General features: G+C 64.1%; 20 protein-coding genes. 19 read left to right on the top strand and 1 reads right to left on the bottom strand.

The features are described 5' to 3' along the window. Positions 1-13 precede the first annotated feature (13 nt). The 6 genes from HMPREF1478_RS09050 to HMPREF1478_RS09025 all read left to right on the top strand — a co-directional run bounded on the left by HMPREF1478_RS09050 (position 14) and on the right by HMPREF1478_RS09025 (position 7,304). Complete coding sequence (locus HMPREF1478_RS09050) at positions 14-802, top strand: ABC transporter ATP-binding protein (protein WP_016461770.1); 789 nt, start codon at positions 14-16, stop codon at positions 800-802. Positions 803-815: 13 nt separating this feature from the next. Beyond that, positions 816-1,289, top strand: a complete 474-nt coding sequence (locus HMPREF1478_RS09045) for an NfeD family protein (protein ID WP_016461769.1) — start codon at positions 816-818, stop codon at positions 1,287-1,289. Positions 1,290-1,333: 44 nt separating this feature from the next. Continuing rightward, complete coding sequence (locus tag HMPREF1478_RS09040) at positions 1,334-2,293, top strand: SPFH domain-containing protein (protein WP_016461768.1); 960 nt, start codon at positions 1,334-1,336, stop codon at positions 2,291-2,293. 69 nt (positions 2,294-2,362) lie between these two features. After that, positions 2,363-3,703 carry a glutamine synthetase family protein gene (locus HMPREF1478_RS09035; protein WP_016461767.1) on the top strand — a complete coding sequence of 447 codons (1,341 nt, stop codon included), beginning with the start codon at positions 2,363-2,365 and terminating at the stop codon, positions 3,701-3,703. Next, the gene (locus tag HMPREF1478_RS09030; protein WP_016461766.1) at positions 3,700-6,636 is read left to right on the top strand and encodes a bifunctional [glutamine synthetase] adenylyltransferase/[glutamine synthetase]-adenylyl-L-tyrosine phosphorylase; all 2,937 of its coding nucleotides are present in this window, start codon (positions 3,700-3,702) and stop codon (positions 6,634-6,636) included. Before HMPREF1478_RS09035 ends, HMPREF1478_RS09030 begins: the two co-directional genes overlap by 4 nt. Continuing rightward, positions 6,633-7,304 (top strand): histidine phosphatase family protein, encoded by a 672-nt coding sequence (locus tag HMPREF1478_RS09025; RefSeq protein WP_016461765.1) that lies wholly within the window; start codon positions 6,633-6,635, stop codon positions 7,302-7,304. The genes HMPREF1478_RS09030 and HMPREF1478_RS09025 overlap by 4 nt, the downstream gene beginning before the upstream one ends. On the opposite strand, the gene HMPREF1478_RS09020 is transcribed toward HMPREF1478_RS09025, so the two are convergent. After that, positions 7,292-7,525: a hypothetical protein gene (locus HMPREF1478_RS09020; protein WP_016461764.1), complete on the bottom strand. Its 234-nt coding sequence runs from the start codon at positions 7,523-7,525 to the stop codon at positions 7,292-7,294. The genes HMPREF1478_RS09025 and HMPREF1478_RS09020 overlap by 13 nt on opposite strands. Positions 7,526-7,557: 32 nt before the next feature. Here HMPREF1478_RS09020 and HMPREF1478_RS09015 point away from each other — a divergent pair, with 32 nt between their 5' ends. The 13 genes from HMPREF1478_RS09015 to HMPREF1478_RS08955 all read left to right on the top strand — a co-directional run bounded on the left by HMPREF1478_RS09015 (position 7,558) and on the right by HMPREF1478_RS08955 (position 20,850). Next, entirely contained in the window at positions 7,558-8,040 is a 483-nt protein-coding gene (locus HMPREF1478_RS09015; RefSeq protein ID WP_016461763.1) for a SixA phosphatase family protein, read from the top strand. Between the two features lie 146 nt (positions 8,041-8,186). Continuing rightward, a complete protein-coding gene (locus HMPREF1478_RS09010) occupies positions 8,187-8,948 on the top strand; it encodes a YebC/PmpR family DNA-binding transcriptional regulator (protein WP_016461762.1) in 762 nt (253 codons plus the stop codon). Between the two features lie 2 nt (positions 8,949-8,950). Further along, positions 8,951-9,853, top strand: a complete 903-nt coding sequence (gene pdxS / locus HMPREF1478_RS09005; protein ID WP_016461761.1) for a pyridoxal 5'-phosphate synthase lyase subunit PdxS — start codon at positions 8,951-8,953, stop codon at positions 9,851-9,853. Continuing rightward, on the top strand, positions 9,847-10,440 hold the full coding sequence (pdxT, locus tag HMPREF1478_RS09000) for a pyridoxal 5'-phosphate synthase glutaminase subunit PdxT (RefSeq protein ID WP_016461760.1): 594 nt from the start codon (positions 9,847-9,849) through the stop codon (positions 10,438-10,440). Before pdxS ends, pdxT begins: the two co-directional genes overlap by 7 nt. After that, a complete protein-coding gene (gene ruvC, locus HMPREF1478_RS08995) occupies positions 10,440-11,069 on the top strand; it encodes a crossover junction endodeoxyribonuclease RuvC (RefSeq protein ID WP_016461759.1) in 630 nt (209 codons plus the stop codon). Before pdxT ends, ruvC begins: the two co-directional genes overlap by 1 nt. Positions 11,070-11,122: 53 nt before the next feature. Beyond that, the gene (gene ruvA, locus HMPREF1478_RS08990) at positions 11,123-11,728 is read left to right on the top strand and encodes a Holliday junction branch migration protein RuvA (protein ID WP_016461758.1); all 606 of its coding nucleotides are present in this window, start codon (positions 11,123-11,125) and stop codon (positions 11,726-11,728) included. Positions 11,729-11,732: 4 nt separating this feature from the next. Further along, on the top strand, positions 11,733-12,773 hold the full coding sequence (gene ruvB, locus HMPREF1478_RS08985; RefSeq protein ID WP_193393968.1) for a Holliday junction branch migration DNA helicase RuvB: 1,041 nt from the start codon (positions 11,733-11,735) through the stop codon (positions 12,771-12,773). A gap of 179 nt (positions 12,774-12,952) precedes the next feature. Then, positions 12,953-13,366: a preprotein translocase subunit YajC gene (locus tag HMPREF1478_RS08980; RefSeq protein WP_034475673.1), complete on the top strand. Its 414-nt coding sequence runs from the start codon at positions 12,953-12,955 to the stop codon at positions 13,364-13,366. Between the two features lie 26 nt (positions 13,367-13,392). Then, complete coding sequence (gene secD / locus HMPREF1478_RS08975) at positions 13,393-15,345, top strand: protein translocase subunit SecD (RefSeq protein WP_016461755.1); 1,953 nt, start codon at positions 13,393-13,395, stop codon at positions 15,343-15,345. A gap of 1 nt (position 15,346) precedes the next feature. Next, a complete protein-coding gene (gene secF, locus HMPREF1478_RS08970) occupies positions 15,347-16,435 on the top strand; it encodes a protein translocase subunit SecF (protein ID WP_016461754.1) in 1,089 nt (362 codons plus the stop codon). Beyond that, positions 16,432-16,971: an adenine phosphoribosyltransferase gene (locus HMPREF1478_RS08965; protein ID WP_016461753.1), complete on the top strand. Its 540-nt coding sequence runs from the start codon at positions 16,432-16,434 to the stop codon at positions 16,969-16,971. Before secF ends, HMPREF1478_RS08965 begins: the two co-directional genes overlap by 4 nt. Before the next feature lie 77 nt (positions 16,972-17,048). After that, on the top strand, positions 17,049-19,349 hold the full coding sequence (locus tag HMPREF1478_RS08960; protein WP_232207464.1) for a RelA/SpoT family protein: 2,301 nt from the start codon (positions 17,049-17,051) through the stop codon (positions 19,347-19,349). A 166-nt stretch (positions 19,350-19,515) separates the two neighbouring features. Then, complete coding sequence (locus HMPREF1478_RS08955) at positions 19,516-20,850, top strand: DUF349 domain-containing protein (protein WP_016461751.1); 1,335 nt, start codon at positions 19,516-19,518, stop codon at positions 20,848-20,850.

Raw genomic sequence — 20,850 nt, 5'->3', positions numbered from 1 at the left:
CTAGGCTGGATACATGACTTACGTCCTGAATCTTTCTCACGTGTCCGTCCAACGAGGGGATACGCAGATCCTGTCCGATGTCTCATGGTCAACGCGTCCGCGCCAGCACTGGGTCATTGTTGGTCCAAACGGTGCGGGCAAGACGACGCTGGCGCGTGTGGCATCTGGTCGCATTGCGCCGGACGCCGGTGAGGTGACTGTCTCGGACACGGATTTGGCACAGGCGGATCCCGCCGAGGTAGCCACTCGTGTCGGGTTGGCCTCCGCTGCGGTGGCTGCCAAGATCGTGCCGACGCAGTCGGTTCTCGACACTGTTCGCAGCGCTGCCTGGGGTTTGGCTGTCGCTCACGACGAGGAATACGAGCAGGTCGATGACGAGCGTGCTCGTGCGCTCATGGAGATCTTCGGCATCGATCACCTCGGCCAGCGTGAGTTCGCAACCCTGTCGGAGGGTGAGGCACAGCGCGTGCTCCTCGCCCGCGCGCTCATGACGGACCCGGAGGTCCTCGTCTTGGATGAGCCGACGTCTGGGCTCGATCTGGGCGCTCGCGAGTTGCTGATCGCCGCTCTTTCTGAGATCATGAAAGGTTCCAAGTCTCCGCAGATCGTCTTGGTGACCCACCAGATCGAGGAGATTCCTGATGGCGTGACGCATTGCGCGATCATGTCACAGGGGCAGATTGCCCATCAGGGGCCGATTGAGGATGTTCTGACGGGCGTGAATCTGTCGCAGGTTTATGGCATGCCGCTGCTCGCCGGTCGCACCGATGGTCGCTGGTGGGCGCGCGGTGTGACCGAGTAAGAGAGGCAGGGCGATGAGTACCTGGTGGCTGTGGATTCTAGCGGCACTCGTGTGCGGCATTGTCGAGGTCATGAGCGTGAGCTTCGTGTTCTTGATGTTCGCGATTGGAGCTCTTGCCGCCGGTATCGCGGGAGCGTGTGGCGCGAGTCTGACGGTCCAGGTGATCGTCTTCATCGTCGTATCCATCGCTCTCTTGGTTCTGTTGCGTCCGTTCCTGAAAGGACGGATTGAACGATCGAGCAATTATGTTCCCAGCAATACGGACCGCCTGATCGGCAAGAGTGGCTACGTCACCGAGGCAGTGGGTGAGCGTCACGGACGTATCCAGTTTTCTGGCGGTGAATGGAGCGCGCGGACCGAAGGACCGGAGTTGCCCGTTGGTGCCGAGGTACGCGTTGATCGTATCGATGGTGCGACCGCCATCGTCAGTGCTCTCAACCTGGCGCAGCCTCCTGCCAGTCAGCCATCTGCAGGTTCGGCCTCCTGATAGGCCCGATTTGTTGACTTTGAAGTAAGAAAGGAAAGACGTCAGTGAGCTCAGTAGAACTCTTTGGCAACGTCGCGTTCATCGTGATCCTTGCCCTCGTCATCTTTGTCGTCGTGTCGCTTGTTCGTGCGGTCCGCATCGTTCCGCAGTCGCAGGCGTACGTCGTCGAGCGTCTGGGACGTTTCCAGGCAGTGATGCAGGGTGGTTTCCACCTTCTCGTCCCCTTTGTGGATCGCGTTGCCGCCCGTATTGACCTGCGCGAGCAGGTTGCGAACTTCCCGCCTCAGCCTGTCATCACCGCCGACCAGGCGATGGTGTCAATCGACTCCGTTATCTACTTCCAGATCACGGATCCGCGCAGCGCTACCTACGAGGTGGCCAACTTCCTGCAGGCGATTGAGCAGCTGACCGCGACGACCCTGCGTAACCTGATTGGTTCTCTCGACCTTGAGCAGACCCAGACGTCGCGCGAGTCGATCAACAAGCAGCTGCGCGGTGTCCTTGATGAGGCCACGGGCCCGTGGGGTATTCGCGTCACCCGCGTGGAACTCAAGTCGATTGAGCCGCCGCCGCGAGTGCTGGCAGCCATGGAGCAGCAGATCACGGCTGAGCGTACCAAGCGTGCGACGATTCTGACGGCCGAGGCTGAGCGTGAGGCGCAGATCAAGAAGGCTGAGGGTGCTAAGCAGGCCGCAGTGCTGGCGGCTTCTGCTCAGCAGGAGGCGCAGGTCCTTCAGGCCAAGGGCCAGAGGGAAGCACTGATCCTGCAGGCCGAAGGTGCACGTCAGGCGCAGATCCTGCGTGCGCAGGGCGAGTCCGAGGCTATCCAGACGGTCTTTGCGGCCATCAACGCCGGCAAGGCCACGCCCGAGCTCCTGTCCTACAAGTACCTTGAAATGTTGCCGAAGATCGCCGATGGTCAGGCGTCCAAGCTGTGGATGCTTCCTTCTGATCTCACCGGCGCACTGGAATCCATCTCGAAGGGTTTCAACCTGGGCAAGTAGACTGAAGCCATGCCGGGCCGACCGCAGTCCCTGCGGTCGGCCCGTTCTTTTCTCAACGGGAGGACACCGGTGGATTCGCATCAGGAATACGTGCTGCGTGAGGTCGCGCAGAAGAATATTCGTTTCATCCGTTTGTGGTTTACGGATGTTGCGGGCGTCTTGAAGTCGATTTCGATCGACCCTGGTGAGCTCGAGGAGGCGTTCAGTGAGGGGATTGGCTTCGACGGGTCGGCCGTCGAAGGACTGACGCGCGTCTACGAGTCGGACATGCTGCTCAAGCCGGATGCGTCGACGTTCCAGCTGCTCCCGTGGCGTTCCAACGAGGACCCGGTTGCTCGCATGTTCTGCGACGTCCTCATGCCTGACGGGCGGCCCGCGCCGTCCGATCCTCGAGGCGTTCTCGAGCGCACCGTCCAGCGGGCCGCGGATGCGGGTTTCCGCGTCATGATCCACCCTGAGATCGAGTTTTATCTCCTGCGTCAGCCCGTCACCCCCGACCGTATGATTCCGGTCGACCAGGCCGGCTACTTTGACCACGTCGCACGCGGGGATTCGAATGACTTCCGTCGTCGTGCGGTGCGGATGCTGGAGGATATGGCGATCCCAGTCGAGTTCTCCCACCACGAGGGCGGGCCCGGACAAAACGAGATCGACCTGCGCGCCGTGGATCCCGTGCGCGCTGCGGACAACATCATGACCGCACGTACCCTCATCGAAGAGGTCGCGCTGCGCGAGGAACTCGTCGCCACGTTCATGCCCAAGCCCTTTATCGAGCATCCGGGCTCGGGCATGCACACGCACCTGTCGCTGTTCGAAGGTGAAGAGAACGCGTTTTTCTCCCCGGCGGGTCAGTACCGTCTGTCGACGACGGGGCGGCAGTTCATCGCGGGCCTGCTCGCGCACGCCGAGGAGATCGCGGCGATCACGAACCAGCACGTGAATTCCTACAAGCGTCTGTGGGGCGGGGGAGAAGCTCCTTCCTACGTGTGCTGGGGTCACTTGAATCGTTCTGCGCTCGTGCGCGTCCCGCTATACAAGCCGAAGAAGGCCGCTGCCGCGCGCATCGAATATCGCGCGCCCGACCCGAGCGCGAACCCCTACCTCGCCTTCGCTGTCCTTATTGCGGCGGGCCTTGAGGGCATCGAGAAGAAGATGGAGCTCATGCCCGAGGCCGAGGATAACGTGTGGGACCTGTCGGATCGTGAACGCCAGGTGATGGGTATTCGCGCGCTGCCGGCATCCCTGGCTGACGCAGTGCGCTCCATGAAGAGCTCCGATCTGGTGGCTTCTACCCTCGGTGAGCAGGTGTTCGACTACGTTATTCGTAATAAGCGCAAGGAATGGACGGAATATCGTCAGCAGATCACTCGCCAGGAGCTTGAGCAATTCCTGAAGGTCGTTCCGCGGTGACGCCGGACGAGCTTCGGATTGCCGGATTCCTGGACCCGCGCCGCGCGCTCAGCTTTTTCGAGGAGCTGCCGGGCGGTGCCGAGGCGTGGGAGCGTGACCTGAGCGCGAGCGCCGATCCCGACCAGGCACTCCTGGCCGCGATCCGTCTGCACGAAGCGGACCCCGGCCTCGTGCGCGCTCTCGTGGACAAGCCCGACGCCCGGCGTCGCGTGTGCGCCGTGCTGGGCGGCAGCCAGTGGCTGGGGGACTACGTCATCGCTGATCCCACCCGCGCTGTGGCGATCTGGGAGGACCCCGGCCGCAGCGAGCAGGTGCTCCTGGCTTCCGTGGGCGCAACTCGGGCTGCGGGGGGAGCCTATGTGGCCGCAGAGGGGGCACGCGCGGACGACCTGCGCGCAGCCTACCGACGCGTTCTCCTGTCTGTGGCTGCCGATGATCTGACAAGTGAGGATCCCGGCGCTCTTATGCCCGAGGTCGGAAGGCGCATCGCGGACCTCGTGGATGCGACGCTCGAGGCTGGTCTCGCACTTGCCCGTCGCGATATCGATCCGCGGGGAGAGACCCCGTTCGCAATCATCGCGATGGGTAAGACGGGGGCACGCGAACTCAACTACATCTCCGACGTTGATGTCGTCTACGTTGCTGAAGCCGGGGTGGATCAGGACGAGCGTGTGGCCCTCGAGGTCGCCACGCGACTCGCGGCAGCAACGGCTTCAGCGTGCTCGGGTCCCGGCACAGAGGCACCTCTGTGGACCGTTGACGCCAACCTGCGCCCGGAAGGGCGTAACGGTGCCCTCGTACGTACCGTTGAGTCCTATCGTCAGTACTGGGACAAATGGGCGCAGACGTGGGAGTTTCAGGCGCTGCTCAAGGCGCGCGCCTGCGCGGGAGACGAGGTCATCGGCCGGGCCTTCGAGGATGCCGCGCAGCCCTACGTGTGGAGCGCCGCGACGCGTGAGGGCTTCGTCGAGGCCGCGCGCGCGATGCGCCGACGGGTCGAGGACAACATCTCGCGTTCATACGCCTCGCGCGAACTCAAGCTCGGCCGCGGCGGCCTGCGTGACGTCGAGTTTACGGTCCAGCTGCTCCAGCTCGTTCACGGCCGAACGGACGCTTTCCTACGCGTGCGCTCGACGTTGGAGGCGATCGAGGCGCTGCGGGACGGCGGCTATATCGCTCGCAGTGATGCTGATCAGCTCGCATCGTGCTATCGCTTCCTGCGCGCCGTCGAGCACCGAACCCAGTTGCCTCGTATGCGCCGCACCCACCTGATCCCGGACAAGGAGCGGGAGCTGCGTGTTCTCGGGCGGGCGATGGACCGCTCGCGCTTCCCCGACGCGCAGTCGATGAGCGCTGCGATCGACGAGGTTCGCGCACGGGTGAGGGCCCTCCACGAGGATGTCTTCTATCGGCCGATCATCGCCGCAACGGCTTCGCTGAGCGAGGACGAGGTGTCACTGCACGCGGATGGCGCGCGTGACCGCCTCGCGGCGATCGGCTACCGTGATCCGGCGGGTGCCCTCACGCATATTGCGGCTCTGACGCAGGGAACCAGCAGACGCGCGGCAATTCAGCGCCACCTGCTCCCGGTGTTTATCTCGTGGCTTGCGGCGGGGGCCGACCCCGACATGGGACTGCTGAATTTCCGGATCCTGTCCGAGGACATCGGTGACTCGCATTGGTACCTCGCTCTCCTGCGTGACTCGGGTGTGGCCGCCCGCAGGCTGACCACGATGCTCCCGAACTCCAGGTGGATCGCCGAGGCACTCGCTAAGCGTCCCGAGGCCGTGGCTTGGCTCGATGATGATGACGAGCTGGCACCGCGCGAACCGCATCGGCTAGCTCGGGAAGTTGCGGCCCTCATTGACCGTCACGAGGACGCTGCCGAGGCGGCCGCTCGAGTCCGAGCCGTCCGTACCCGTGAGCTGACGCGTTGCGCGATGAACGACCTCCTGGAAGGTGTCAATCCTCGCGGCAACGCGATCGCAGATGCCACGGATGCCGCAATCCTCGGTGCCCTCGCCATCGCCCAGCGGGAGGAAATCGAGCGCTGGGGCGAGGAGCGTGCAAACCTTGTCTTTGTCGCGATGGGACGCTACGGGGGCCGCGAGTGCTCCTATGCATCCGATGCGGATGTGATCGCCGTGCATGAGGCGGTCGGCGGTGCCTCTGATGCTGAGGCTGCGGCCAGCGCGACGGCCATCGTGAACCGTGTGAAGAGCCTTCTTGGTTCGGCCACCAGCCAGCTGGGTATCGTCGTCGACCTTGACCTGCGCCCCGAGGGCAAGAACGGCCCGATGAGTCGCACGATCGAGTCGCATCGTGAGTATGCGCAGCGCTGGGCTTCCACGTGGGAGCGGCAAGCAGCGGTGCGTGCGCGTCCGATTGGCGAGGGGAAGCTTGCCGATCGGGCGCGAGAGCTCTTCGCGGAGCTCGCTTACGGGGGAGTGAGCGAGTCGGATGTACGCGATATCCGCCTGCTGAAGGTCCGCATGGAAAACGAGCGTCTGCCGCGCGGTATCGAGGCGGCTCGTCATGTCAAGCTGGGACCCGGCGGGCTCTCCGATGTCGAGTGGACGATCCAGCTCATTCAGATGCGTGCCGGAAAGAACGACTCCGAGCTACGGACTTCGTCGACGACGCAGGCGATTCAGGGTGCTCGGGATCATGACCTGATGAGCGCCGAGGACGCGCAGATTCTCCTTCACGCCTGGGACATGGCGACCCGTATCCGCGCCGCAAACACCCTGGCGACAGGCCGTATGAGCGGTGTGAAACTCGACGTTTTACCCCGTGATAGTGCGGAGCTGCGTGCCCTCGCGGCGATCCTCGGGTACGGTAGCGGCGGGCTGAACGCCCTCGAAGAAGACTGGCTGCGCGCCGGACGCAAGGCGCGCGCCGTGATGGAACGACTTTTCTGGGAGCAGCAGTGAAGATTGTGCTGGTACGGCACGGACAGACCCCCGCGAATCGCCTCGGCGCGCTCGACACCGTGCGCCCCGGCCTCGGGCTGACCCCTGAAGGGCTCCTGCAGGCCCAGCGCCTCGCGGATCGGTGGGAGGCCGAGGTCGCGCCTCCTCCGAGTGTCATCGCGCTGTCCGGCCTGCACCGCACGCGCCTGACGGCGGCACCGCTGGCGAGCCGGTACGGGCTGACCCCGCAGGTGCAGCCCGGCATCCGAGAGCTGCGTTCCGGTGACCTTGAGATGGCTGCGGACCCGGCGTCTCAGTCCCTCTACGTGCGCACAACCCTGTCGTGGTGCGCGGGTGACCTGGACAACCGGATGCCGGGCGGCGAGAACGGGCGCGAGGCCCTGGCCCGCTCGCTGGAGACTGTGCGCCGCGTGGGCCTGGCCGCCCGCGAGCAAGCGGGGGACGAGGCCGTCGCGGTCTTCGTCATCCACGGTGCGCTCACGCGCCTGCTGGCCACGTGGTTGTCCACAGAGATCGACGAGGAGCTGGTCTCCCAGCACTTCATGTCGAACACGGGTACCTCCACCTTCGAGTGGGCGCCCGACTTTACTCCGGCCTGTGCCGACGAACTCGCGAAGCGGCTCCACGCCCTGACCTGGAACGACCGTCCCCTCGATCAGTGGTCGTGAGGTGCCTCCTGATCGGGGGCGACGAAGGCTGAGACCTCGAACGGGAACGAACGGTATTTGAAATAGTTCTCGAGGTAGGACAGGTGTTCCTCGCACGCCAGCCATGTCTTCGTGCGGGCGCGGTGGATCGCAGGATTGCGCCAGTCGATCCGATAGATTGCGGCGTTCGTGCATTCGCGTGCCGAGCAGATGCCCGAGGCGCTTTCGAGACCCAGAGCCATGGTGTCCTCCCCGTGCGGTTACGCTTGGAAGTATGCCAACCCTCGTTCTCGTTCGCCACGCGCAGGCCGCATACTCCTACCCCGATCACGCGCGTCCCCTCACGCAAGCAGGCCTCGACCAGGCGGCGCGCCTCGGCGGCGTCCTCGCCCGTGAGATCGGGAGCTTCGATGTGGCCGTGTGCTCGGATGCGAGACGTGCCCAACAGACATTTGAACAGATCAACCAGCGTGTCCAGATCGGTGACAGCTGGTACGACCGCGGTGTCTACAACGCCGACGAGGAAGACATCCTGACCCTGGCGCGTACTTTCGAGGGGGACAGCGCCCTCATCGTCGGCCACGAGCCCACCATCTCTGGCGCCGGTTACGTGCTGGCCCGCGAGAACGATCGGGGAGAGGTCGCTCAAGGTGTTCCCACCGCGACCGCGGTCATCCTTACGTTCGACGGAAGCTGGGAGAACCTGACCCCCTCGAGCTGTGCCCTGCGTGTCCTGCTGACGCCGCCTACCCGGTAGGTCCAGGCCCGCGCACGTGCCCCGGCCTCGTCCATTGTCCCTGTGACTGTGTTTACGTTTGTCCACGTGGGGCCCGCCCGGATGCGGATGGGGGCCGCAGACGCGTTAGAATGTGGCGGTATCTATCCACCCAACAGGGAGAAGTGATGTCGGGACACTCTAAGTGGGCGACCACCAAGCACAAGAAGGCCGCCATTGACGCCAAGCGCGGCAAGCTCTTCGCGCGCCTCATCAAGAACATTGAGGTTGCAGCTCGCACGGGCGGCGGCGACCCCGCTGGCAACCCGACCCTGTACGACGCCATTCAGAAGGCGAAGAAGAACTCCGTCCCCGCCGACAACATCGACCGCGCCGTCAAGCGTGGCTCCGGTGCCGAAGCCGGTGGCGCTAACTACGAGACCATCATGTACGAGGGTTACGGCCCGGGCGGTGTCGCTTTCCTGGTGGAGTGTCTGACGGATAACCGTAACCGTGCGGCTTCCGACGTTCGCCTGGGCTTCACCCGTCACGGCGGCTCGCTGGCCGACCCGGGTTCGGTGTCCTACCTGTTCTCGCGTCGTGGCATCGTCGAGGTGCCCGCTGCCGACGGTGTGGATGAGGAATCCATCATGATGGCCGTCCTGGACGCGGGTGCTGAAGAAGTCGAGGACGCCGGCGAGCTCTTCGTCATCGAGTCCGACCCCAAGGACGTCGTCGCCGTGCGTACCGCCCTGCAGGAAGCCGGCATCGATTACGACTCCGCCGAAGTCCAGTTCGTCGCCTCCACCGAGGTCGAGCTCGATCTCGAGGGTGCCCTCAAGGTCAACAAGCTCATCGACGCCCTCGAGGACTCCGACGATGTGCAGAACATCTACACGAACATGTCCCTGTCGGACGAGGTTCGTGCCCAGCTGGAAGAGCAGGAGTGAACATGAGCGATTCGACCGCTAAGCGCGAGGTCGGCACCCCGCAGGTCAAGCGCGGTATGGCCCAGATGCTCAAGGGTGGCGTCATCATGGACGTCGTCACCCCCGAGCAGGCGAAGATCGCCGAGGACGCGGGCGCCGTGGCCGTTATGGCTCTCGAGCGCGTCCCCGCCGACATCCGCGCGCAGGGTGGCGTGGCCCGCATGTCTGACCCGGATCTGATCGAAGGCATCATCGACGCCGTGTCGATCCCGGTGATGGCCAAGGCCCGCATCGGTCACTTCGTCGAGGCGCAGGTCCTGCAGTCCCTCGGCGTCGACTACATCGACGAGTCCGAGGTCCTCACCCCCGCCGACTACAGCCACCACATCGACAAGTGGAACTTCACCGTCCCCTTCGTGTGCGGTGCGACCAACCTCGGTGAGGCGCTGCGCCGCATCAACGAGGGCGCGGCTATGATCCGCTCCAAGGGCGAGGCCGGCACCGGCGACGTCTCCAACGCGACCACGCACATGCGTAAGATTCGCGACGAGATCCGCCACCTGACCTCCCTGCCCGAGGACGAGCTGTACGTCGCGGCCAAGGAACTGCAGGCCCCCTACGAGCTCGTCGCCGAGGTCGCCCGCGAGGGGCGCCTCCCCGTCGTGCTGTTCACGGCCGGTGGCATCGCCACCCCCGCCGATGCTGCCATGATGATGCAGCTCGGCGCCGAGGGCGTGTTCGTCGGCTCGGGCATCTTCAAGTCTGGTGACCCCGCCAAGCGCGCGGCCGCCATCGTCAAGGCCACGACCTTCTACGACGATCCGTCCGTCATCGCCGAGGTCTCCCGCGGTCTGGGCGAGGCCATGGTCGGCATTAACGTCGACGACCTTCCCGTCGATCACCGTCTCGCGGAGCGCGGATGGTGACCATCGGCGTTCTCGCCCTTCAGGGCGACGTCGCAGAGCATGTGCGGGCGCTGGAAAACTCCGGCGCCCGCGCGCTGCTTGTGCGAAGGGTTTGCGAACTGGAGCAGGTTGACGGCCTGGTCATCCCGGGCGGTGAGTCGACGACCATGTCGAATCTCCTCCTGTCTTTTGGGCTGTTTGACACGTTGAATGAACGCATCGGCTCCGGCATGCCCGTGTACGGGACGTGTGCGGGCATGATCATGCTCGCCTCGTCGATCCTGGACGGTCGAGCGGACCAGCGTTCTTTCGGTGCGCTCGACATGGTTGTGCGCCGCAATGCCTTCGGTCGCCAGGTCGACTCCTACGAGGAAGACCTGGATGTCGTCGGCCTTGAGGGCGGTCCTTTCCACGCCGTCTTTATCCGCGCTCCGTGGGTTGAGTCTGTGGGTGAGGGCGTCGAGGTGATCGCGCGTGCCGGTAACAGCGCTGACGGTCCAATCGTCGCGGTGCGACGCGGCAACGTGATGGCGACGTCTTTCCATCCCGAGGTGGGTGGGGACGACCGTATTCACGCGATGTTCGTCGATATGGTGAAGCGCGCCTGATGCGCGTCATGGGCATCGACCCGGGCCTGACGCGGTGCGGCCTCGGCGTCGTCGACGTCGATGCGTCGCGGCGCGCCTCGCTCGTGTACGTCGGGGTTGCCCGCACCGATAAGGACTTGGCGACGCACTTTCGCCTCCGTACCATCGCGGACGCGATCGATAGCGTCATCGAACGCTACGAGCCGGAGGTCGTTGCTATTGAGCGCGTCTTTGCACAGGATAACTTGCAGTCGGTCACGACCACGATGCAGGTCATGGGGGCAGCGATGACCTGCGTCGGTCGCGCCGGACTGCCGATGGCAGTGCATACGCCCTCCGAGGTGAAGTCTGCTGTTTCGGGAAATGGCAACGCTGATAAAGCGCAGGTGCAGGCGATGGTCGCGCGCATCCTCGGGCTCGCGAAAGCTCCCAAACCTGCCGACGCCGCCGATGCGCTGGCCATTGCGATTACGCACGCGTGGCGGGGGACAGGGCTCCTCGGTGCTCCCGAGGACTCGTCGGTGGCCGTTTCGATCTCGGGTCGCCTGACTGCTCGTGGATCGATGACGCCCGCTCAACGGGCGTGGGCCGAGGCCCAGGCCGCGCAACGCCGAACGGGTGCCGTCGATCCGAGGCGTAGGCGCGGCTAGAATCGTACATATGTTCGCCCGTGTGTGGGCGATCCATGAACGAAAGGAACGCAGTGATCTCCATTCTGCGCGGCACTGTCGCGAGCGTCGGCCTCGACCACATCGATATCCTCGTCGGTGGCATTGGTTTCCGCGTGCATGTGACGCCGGCTTTCGCGCAGGGTGCTTCCCGCGACGCGGAGATGACGGTGTTTACGTCCATGATCGTGCGCGAGGACTCAATGACCCTGTACGGCTTCGAGTCCGCGGATGAGCGCGACGTGTTCACGAAGCTCCTGTCGGTCTCGGGTATCGGCCCGAAGATCGCGCTGGCAGCCCTGGCGGTCTTGCGTCCCGATGACCTGCGCCGCGCCGTGCGTGACCAGGATCTGGCGGCTCTCCAGCGTATTCCCGGTGTGGGCAAGAAATCGGCCCAGCGCATGGCGCTCGAGATCGGCGATAAGCTTGGAACCCCTGCGGCCCTGCCGGGCGGAGAAACCGCCGCTGCTCCCGCGCCCACTGAGGATGCGGTGGCCTCCGAAGTGAGCGCCGCCCTGGTTGGTCTCGGATGGTCCGAGGCTCAGGCCGCCAAGGCGATCGAGAAGCTGGCGGGCAGTGGCCTCGGTGCTTCGGACATGCTGCGCGCCGCTCTCGTGAGCTTGGGAGGCGGACGTGGCTGATCAGATGGATTCGGGTTTCGACGTCGATGCGATGCGCATCGTCGCTCCCGACGCGGGGGAGCTGGAACGTGCGGCCGAGGCCGCGCTGCGCCCCAAGAAGCTCTCAGAGTTCGTGGGGCAGCGGGTCGTGCGAGGACAGCTCCAGCTCGTTCTCGATGCCGCGCGTATGCGTTCAGCCAGCCCCGACCATGTCCTGCTTGCGGGCCCTCCGGGGCTGGGCAAAACGACGCTCGCCATGATCATCGCCGCCGAAATGGGAACCTCCCTGCGCCTGACCTCCGGACCGGCGATCCAGCATGCGGGCGACTTGGCGGCGATCCTGTCTGGCCTCCAAGAAGGCGACATCCTGTTCATCGATGAGATCCACCGTCTCGCGCGCACAGCCGAGGAAATGCTCTACCTCGCAATGGAAGACTTCCGCGTCGATGTCGTCGTGGGCAAGGGGCCCGGAGCGACGTCGATTCCGCTGACGCTCCCGCCCTTCACGGTCGTCGGTGCGACAACGCGCTCTGGCCTGTTGCCCGCCCCGCTGCGTGACCGCTTTGGCTTTACGGCCCACCTTGAGTTCTACGAGACCGACGAGCTTCAGTCCGTCGTGACCCGTTCCGCTTCGCTGCTCGGATCGCCCATCGATGCGCAAGCCGCGCACGAGATCGCGTCGCGTTCGCGCGGCACCCCCCGTATCGCGAACCGTCTCCTGCGTCGCGTCGTTGACTACGCCCAGGTGCACGGTGACGGGCAGCTGACCCTCGAGGCCGCGCGTGGCGCTCTTGAGCTTTTCGAGGTCGATCCGTCAGGCCTTGATCGCCTCGACCGAGCCGTCCTCGACGCGATCTGCCGCCGTTTTGCGGGAGGCCCAGTTGGCCTCACGACCCTGTCCGTCACGATCGGCGAGGAAGCAGAAACGGTCGAAACGGTCGCAGAACCCTACCTCGTACGCGAAGGGTTCCTCGTCCGTACCAACCGAGGACGCATGGCAACCCCCAAGGCGTGGGCGCACCTCGGGCTCAACCCGCCCGCGCCGGACGGGGCGCTCTTCGACTAGGGGAGTGGGCCTCGTACTCATCGTGGCTGGCCACAGCCGCACCTGGCGGTGTCAAAGAGGCTCGGGTGATACGCGCGCCGCGCCACTCCTTGATCACTTAGGCTAAAACCCTCCTCGGGCATTAGACTGGCAAGGTGCGCTTCAAGCGCCTGACCGTCATCGAAAGTGAATCAGCCTTTATGAACAACTACACCCTCGTGATCCTGATCGTCGTCATGGTCGCTTTTATGTGGTGGACATCTTCCTCCCGCAAGAAGCAGATGGCGAAGATGGAGCAGGAAAAGCGCGACCAGCTTGCCGCCGTGAAGCCCGGAGAATGGGTTCGTACCCGCGTCGGCTTCTGGGGTCGTTTTGTTGACCTTGACGGCGACATCATCGTCCTGGAGACCACCGACGGGCACGAGATGTACTGGGAGCGTGAAATGATCGCCGAAATCGGCGGTCAGCCACCCCTCGCCGACACAGAGCAGAAGGACACGCTCGAGACCGCTGGCACGGACGAGACGACGGACGAGGACGAGACGGTCCTTGGCCTCGACGAGCCGACCAACGATGATTTCTTCAACAACGAGCCCGACGAGCAGCAGAAGTAAGTCAAGGCTGAACGGAAAGTAGAACCGTGGCATCACATAAGCGACGCCCCGTGCGCGCGCTCGTGACCCTCACCGTCTCCATCGTGGCGGCGTGTGCGGCACTTGCGATCGGGCACTTCACTGAGGGCGTGTCTCCGTATCCCGATCTCGCCCTCGATCTGAAGGGCGGTACTCAGCTCATCCTGACCCCGACCGTGACGGGCGACGGACAGCGCGAGATTACCGAAGAGGACATCACCCAGGCGATCTCGATTATTCGTAACCGTATCGACGCCTCCGGCGTGTCCGAGTCCGAGATTACCTCGATGGGTAACTCGAACATCATGGTGTCGATCCCCGGCACGCCCTCTCAGGAGCAGCTGGACCTGATTCGTTCGTCCTCGCAGATGAACTTCCGTCCTGTCCTGCGCATCGGCGCAGCCCAGGGCGTCATCCAGAACCAGCAGCCATCGCAGACGGGCACGCCGCAGTCCGGCGAACAGTCGGGTGCTCAGTCCGGTGAGCAGTCGGGTGCCCAGTCTGGTGCCCCGGCGACCGAAGCAGCCCAGTCTGGCGTGCAGTCCACCGCCCTGGATGCGTCGACCGCGATGGGCATTGCTGACACCAACCATGACGGTGTCCTGTCCGATACTCCTGCGACGACCCCGGAGAACGCGTCCGATCTGGCGTGGATCACCGAACAGGTCATGTACGACTTCCTGACGCTTGACTGCTCGGCTGCGGCCGACGTGAAGCACGTCGAGGGAGCATCCGACAAGCCCTATGCCGCCTGCGACGAGTCCGGCCAGATCAAGTACATCCTGGGCCCCGTGGCGGTGCCGGGTTCGGATCTGAAGACTGCGACGGCCGGCCTCGCGCGCAACAGCAACGGACAGACCACCGGCCAGTGGGCGGTCTCCTTGCAGTTCAACGACGCGGGCACGGAGAAGTTCAAGGACACCTCCACCATCCTCTACGGATTCCACGAGTCTGACCCCTCGGGTTCCTCGTTCTACCAGGGCCGTCCCGACCGTAACTCCTTCGCGGTCGTCCTCGACGGTACGGTCATCACGGCCCCCTCGATGAACGCGATCATCCCCAACGGACAGGCTGAGATCACCGGTAACTTCACCGCTCAGTCGGCGTCCACCCTCGCGAATCAGCTGAGTTTCGGTTCGCTGCCGCTGAACTTCGAGGTCGAGTCCGAACAGCAGATCTCGGCGACAATCGGTACCGATCACCTGACGGTTGGCCTGTGGGCAGCCCTCATCGGCTTCCTTCTCGTCATCCTCTACCTGATTTGGCAGTACCGCGGCCTGGCAATCATCTCGGCGGGCTCCCTGGTGGTGGCCTCGGTTATCACCTACCTGGTGATTACGCTGCTGTCGTGGGCGATGGGCTATCGCCTGTCGCTGGCGGGTGTCGCTGGTCTGATTATGGCAATCGGCGTGACGACTGACTCCTTTATTGTGTACTTCGAACGTGTTCGCGATGAAGTGCGTGATGGCCGACCGCTGCAGGCTGCTGTCGAAGAGGGTTGGGATCGCGCCAAGCGCACCATCCTCGTCTCCGACGCTGTCAACCTGGTCGCTGCCGTGGTCCTCTACCTGCTTGCTGTGGGTGGCGTTCAGGGCTTCGCCTTCACGCTCGGTGTCACGACGATCATCGATATTGCGGTGATCTTCCTGTTCACTCACCCGATGATGGAGCTGCTGATCCGCACTCGCTTCTTCGGCGAAGGTCACAAGTTCTCTGGCCTGGACCCCGAACACCTGGGTGCGAAGAGCTCCCTCGTGTACGCGGGCCGTGGGCGCGTCGTCGCTCGTGGCGATTCCGCCTCCAAGAACAAGGATGACGAGGCCGGGGACGGGCTGTCCATCGCCGAGCGCCGCCGTGCGGCGCGCCTTGCTGCCGCGAAGGCACAGGAAGAGGCAGAGGTGGCCTCGTCGAGTGAATCGACAGATGACACGACGGTCGCGACCGAGGAAGAGGAGAACTGACATGATGAGTTTTGCTCAGTGGGGCAACGCCCTGTACTCGGGCGACAAGTCCTACGCTGTCATTCCCAAGCGCAAGATCTTCGTTGGTCTGGCCGCGGGCGTGATCGTCGTGGGTTTCGCGCTCGTCGCGATCCTTGGCCTCAACCGTTCGATCGAGTTCACCGGTGGCTCCCAGTTCGATGTCGCTCACGTGAGCGACCAGAGCGAGTCCTTCGCACTGCGTGCGGTCAGCTCGAGCGGCCTCGTTGAGGGCAGCCCGAAGGTGACGCGCGTGGGTTCTGACTCCGTGCGCATCCAGACCACGTCTCTCGACTCCGCGCAGACCGCGCAGATGCGTGAGGCCCTGGCCGGCGCCTACGGCGTCGATGCCTCCGAGGTACAGTCCTCCTCGATCGGTCCCTCCTGGGGCTCGTCGGTCACCACCAAGGCCGCGCAGTCGCTCGCGATCTTCATGGCCCTCGTTGCCCTGCTGATGACCGTCTACTTCCGTTCGTGGCGCATGGCTGCCTCTGCGCTCCTGGCGCTGCTGCACGATATCGCTGTCACCGTGGGTGTCTTCGCGATCCTCCAGGTTGAGGTTTCGCCCGCGACTGTCATCGGCTTCCTGACGATTCTGGGCTACTCGCTCTATGACACCGTCGTCGTCTTCGACAAGGTGCGCGAGCTGACCTCGGACGTTTACCACCAGAAGCACTACACCTTCGCCGAGTACGTGAACCTTGCGGTCAACCAGACGATGGTTCGCTCGATCAACACCTCGGTTGTGGCGCTTCTCCCCGTCGGCGCGATCCTTATTATCGGTTCCGTGGCCCTGGGCCCCGGTACCCTGGTGGATATCTCGTTGGCTCTGTTCGTCGGCATGATCGCCGGTACCTACTCGTCGATCTTCATCGCGTCGCCGCTCCTGGTGACTTTCCAGGAGCTCTCGAACAAGACCCGCGAGCACAACGCGGCGGTCGCACATGAGCGCGACTACCGCACCGCCGCCGGCGAGGCTTCCACTCCGAAGTCCGTCAAGGTGGCTCCGATCAAGCCCGGACAGCGTCTGGGTAATGAGAACCAGCCCCACAGGAAGAAGAATCATCGATGATCGGTGAGCTTGGCGACCGCGTCGCCGCCCTGGTGCGTAGTAACCTTCTGGAGATTCCGGACTTCCCAGAGCCCGGTGTCCTGTTCCGTGACATTACCGAGCTGTTCGCGAACGGTCCGGCATTCAAGGAACTGGTCGAGCTGATCGGTGCGCGCTACGAGGGCCGTATCGACGCCGTCGCGGGCCTGGAATCGCGCGGTTTCATCCTCGGCGCCCCCGTGGCAGCCGAACTCGGACTCGGCATGCTGACGATCCGTAAGGCCGGCAAGCTGCCCGGCCACGTAATCGGCGTCGATTATGAGCTCGAGTACGGCACGGCCCGCATGGAAATGCATCCGGAGTCCGTCCACGAGGGCCAGCGTGTCCTCATTATTGACGACGTGCTCGCCACTGGTGGTACCGCAAACGCAGCGGTCAGGCTGCTGCGTCAGTGCGGTGCGTCCGTCGAGGCCGTCGCCGTTCTGCTGGAACTCGACGCGCTGGGCGGTCGCTCGGTGCTGTCGGACGTGACGGTGGAGAGCGCGCTTCACCTCTGAGTGTCGCTTCTTGACAATGAGCGGGTCCGGGGATCGTCTGATCCCCGGACCCGCTCGTTCGTCGCTATCATGGGGCCATGAGCAGCGACGACATGACAACAGGCTCCGCGCTTCCGGCGGCTGGTTCCCGGGTGCGCTCCGGCCTCGTGTGGTTTGGCTCGCGAGGGCGTGCCACGATCCCTGAGATTGAGCCGCTTGTGCGTGCGCTGCGCGCAAATCATCCGAAGGCGGATATCAGCGTCGTTGAGCGTGCGTACCGCACCGCTGAGGAACATCATCGCGGACAGATGCGCAAGTCTGGCGAGCCTTATATCACCCATCCGGTTGCTGTCGCGACCATCCTCGCAGAGATGGGTATGACGACGCCGACGCTCGTCGCCGCGCTGCTGCATGACACAGTCGAGGATACGGACTACACCCTCGAACAGCTGGCTGCCGAGTACGGAGAAGCCATTGCCAACCTCGTGGACGGTGTCACCAAGCTCGACAAGGTGCACTACGGGGCTGCTGCACAGTCCGAGACCCTGCGCAAGATGCTTGTAGCGATGAGTCGCGACATCCGTGTCCTCCTCATCAAGTTGGCGGACCGCCTGCACAACGCCCGGACGTGGCGCTTCGTACCTGCGAAGTCGGCGGCGAAGAAGGCCCAGGAGACCCTCGAAATTTACGCGCCGCTCGCTCACCGGCTCGGCATGAACATGGTGAAGTGGGAGCTTGAGGAGCTGTCCTTTAAGACACTGTATCCGGAGATTTACGAGGAGATCGACCGCCTTGTCACCGAGCGCGCTCCGCAGCGTGAGGAGTACTTGCGCGACATCATCGACCAGATCGAGGAGGATCTGCGGCGCTCGGGTACGAAGGGGACGGTGAGTGGTCGCCCGAAGAGCCACTACTCGATCTACCAGAAGATGATCGTGCGTGGGAAGGCATTCGACGAGGTCTTTGACCTGGTTGCGGTCCGGGTCCTCGTAGAGTCGATCAAGGACTGCTATGGAGTCCTGGGGTCGTTGCATGGGCGCTGGAATCCGATCCCGGGTCGCTTTAAAGACTACATCGCGATGCCGAAGTTCAATCTGTACCAGTCCCTGCATACGACGGTGATCGGTCCGGGTGGCAAGCCTGTGGAGATCCAGATCCGCACGTTCGACATGCACGAGCGCGCCGAGCATGGCGTAGCGGCGCACTGGAAGTACAAGCAGAACCCGAATGCTACCGGTGGCGATTCCGATCGGATGAGCTCGGACGAGCAGGCGAACTGGTTGCGTGCTCTGGTGGAGATGGAACGCGAGACGGGTGACCCCGAAGAGTTCCTGGATTCGCTGCGCTATGAGATTGCCGGCGACGAGGTGTACGTCTTTACGCCGAAGGGACAGGTCATCGTCCTGCCCGTGCGCGCGACTCCCGTTGATTTTGCCTACGCCGTGCACACGGAGGTCGGGCACCGCACCGTGGGCGCGAAGGTGAACGGACGTCTTGTCTCGCTCGATACGCGCCTGGAGTCGGGTGAGACGGTCGAGGTCGTGACGTCGAAGTCGGACAAGTCGGGTCCGTCTCGCGATTGGCTTGCTTTCGTTGCATCCCCGCGTGCGCGTTCCAAGATCAAGGCGTGGTTCTCGAAGGAGCGCCGCGAGGAAGCCATCGAGGCGGGCAAGGAAGCGTTGGCTCGCACGATGCGCAAGCAGAACCTGCCTCTTCAGCGCCTGATGAATCACGACTCGATTCTGTCGGTAGCGACGTCGTTCGGATATCCGGACGTATCCGGACTGTACGCGGCTGTCGGGGAAGGACATATTTCCGCGCAAAACGTTGTGACCCGCCTCGTCGACAACCTGGGTGGGGGAGACGGTACGGAGGAGACGCTTGCCGAGGGAGTGACGCCGGGCACGCAGAAGCCTCGCTCGGAGCATAGCGGCGATGCGGCGATTACGGTCGCCGGACTGAGTCCTAACGACATCTGGGTGAAGCTCGCCAAGTGCTGCACTCCTGTTCCCGGGGATGACATCGTCGGCTTCATCACCCGCGGCCAGGGCGTGTCGGTGCACCGCTCCACGTGCGCGAACGCGGTGCGTTTGGGCCAGCTGCAGCCTGAGCGTTTCGTTGATGTGTCGTGGAACGAGAAGGGGCTCGGGGCTCCTTTCCGCGTTCAGATCGAGGTACGTGCGCTCGATCGCGGCGGCCTGCTGTCGGATCTGACGCGCGTCCTGTCCGACTATCGCGTCAATATCCTCGCGGCCGCACTCAAGACCGACGGGGATCAGGTTGCTTCGGGAAACTTCTCCTTCGAGCTGGCTGATCTCGGTCATCTCAATGCAGTCCTCTCCGCCCTGCGTCGGGTCGACGGCGTCTTCGAGGCGGTGCGCATCGGCGCCGACTCATAGACGAGGCGGGGGTGGCCTGCGCCGGTCAGCGGGAAAAGGGTGTTACATCCGTCCCCTTTTCGGGTGATGCACTTTCCCCTCCTCGTTAGATGTGACACACTAGAAGCGTGTGTCACATCGGCACACACCCGCGCCGGGCGTAAGCCCTCGTCTTAGAAGGAATATCGTGACCACGACGCCGATTCCGAATAACGAAACTGCTCCCGAAGCTGCTCCCTCGACGCCTGAGGATGTTGCCTCCTCGACGACGATCGCAGCGTCCGAGGTGCCCGATCATCCCTTCGCCCGTATTGGCGAGGATGGGACCGTCTATGTCAAGGATGGAGACGAGGAGCGCGTCATCGGCGGCTTCCCCGAGGGCATTCCCGCTTCTCCCTACGCTCTCTACGAGCGCCGTTACGCCGACCTTGCAGCGACGATCAAGCTTTTCGAGGATCGGCTGGCGAGCCTGAGCCCGCGCGACATCGACCAGACCCTCGCGACGCTGCGCGAGCAGGTCGCCTCTCCGAACGTCATCGGTGATATCCAGGCGCTGCGCGAGCGCGTTGCGGCCGTCGAGAAGGCTGCCGAGGAGCGCAAGGAGGTGGCCCGCGAGGAACGTAAGGCTGCCAAGGCCCAGGCTCTTGCCGAACGCACCGCGGTGGTTGAGCGTGCCGAGGCGATTGTTGCGCAGGATCCCGCGAAGACGCACTGGAAGCAGTCCGGCCAGACGCTGCGTGACCTCCTTGAAGAGTGGAAGACCCTTCAGCGCCGCGGCCCCCGCCTGGAGAAGGCCGTGGAGGACGAGCTCTGGAAGCGCTTCTCCTCTGCGCGTACCCAGTTTGACCGTCACCGCCGTCAGTTCTTCTCCCAGCTTGACCAGGCTCAGTCTGAAGCAAAGCGTGTGAAGGAGGCTCTGATCGCCGAGGCCGAGGCCCTGTCTTCCTCCGAGGATTGGTCGCGTACCTCCGGCGCCTACCGCGAGCTGATGAACCGTTGGAAGGCTGCCCCGCGCGCCTCCCGCAAGGAAGACGATGCGCTGTGGGCCCGCTTCCGCGCCGCTCAGCAGGTTTTCTTCGACGCCCGTCGCGCCAAGGATGAGGCCACGGATGCTGAGTACCGCGAGAACCTCGTGGCCAAGGAAGCCATCCTCGTGGACGCAGAGGCGATCCTGCCGGTGACCGACATTGAACGAGCCAAGGCACAGCTGCGCCAGATTCAGGACCGTTGGGAAGAGGTGGGTCGCGTGCCTTCCTCCGACCTGCACCGCGTCGAGGGTCGCCTGCGCGCTGTCGAGGCCGCCGTGCGCGAAGCGGAAGAAAAGGAATGGCGTCGCACGAACCCGGAGACCCGCGCCCGTGCCGCCGGCATGGTTGGTCAGCTTGAGGAACAGATCGCTCAGCTCGAGCGGTCCCTCGCCGATGCCGAGTCCAAGGGTGATGAGAAGGCCGCGCAGAGCGTTCGTGAAGCCCTTGAGACCAAGCGGTCGTGGCTCGCGCAAATCTCCTCGTCCATGGAGTGA

It is taken from the genome of Actinomyces sp. HPA0247, assembly GCA_000411415.1.
Taxonomy (GTDB): Bacteria; Actinomycetota; Actinomycetes; order Actinomycetales; family Actinomycetaceae; genus Pauljensenia.
Note: the sequence above shows the minus strand (reverse complement) of the source record. Positions and strands in the feature narration are given on the sequence as shown.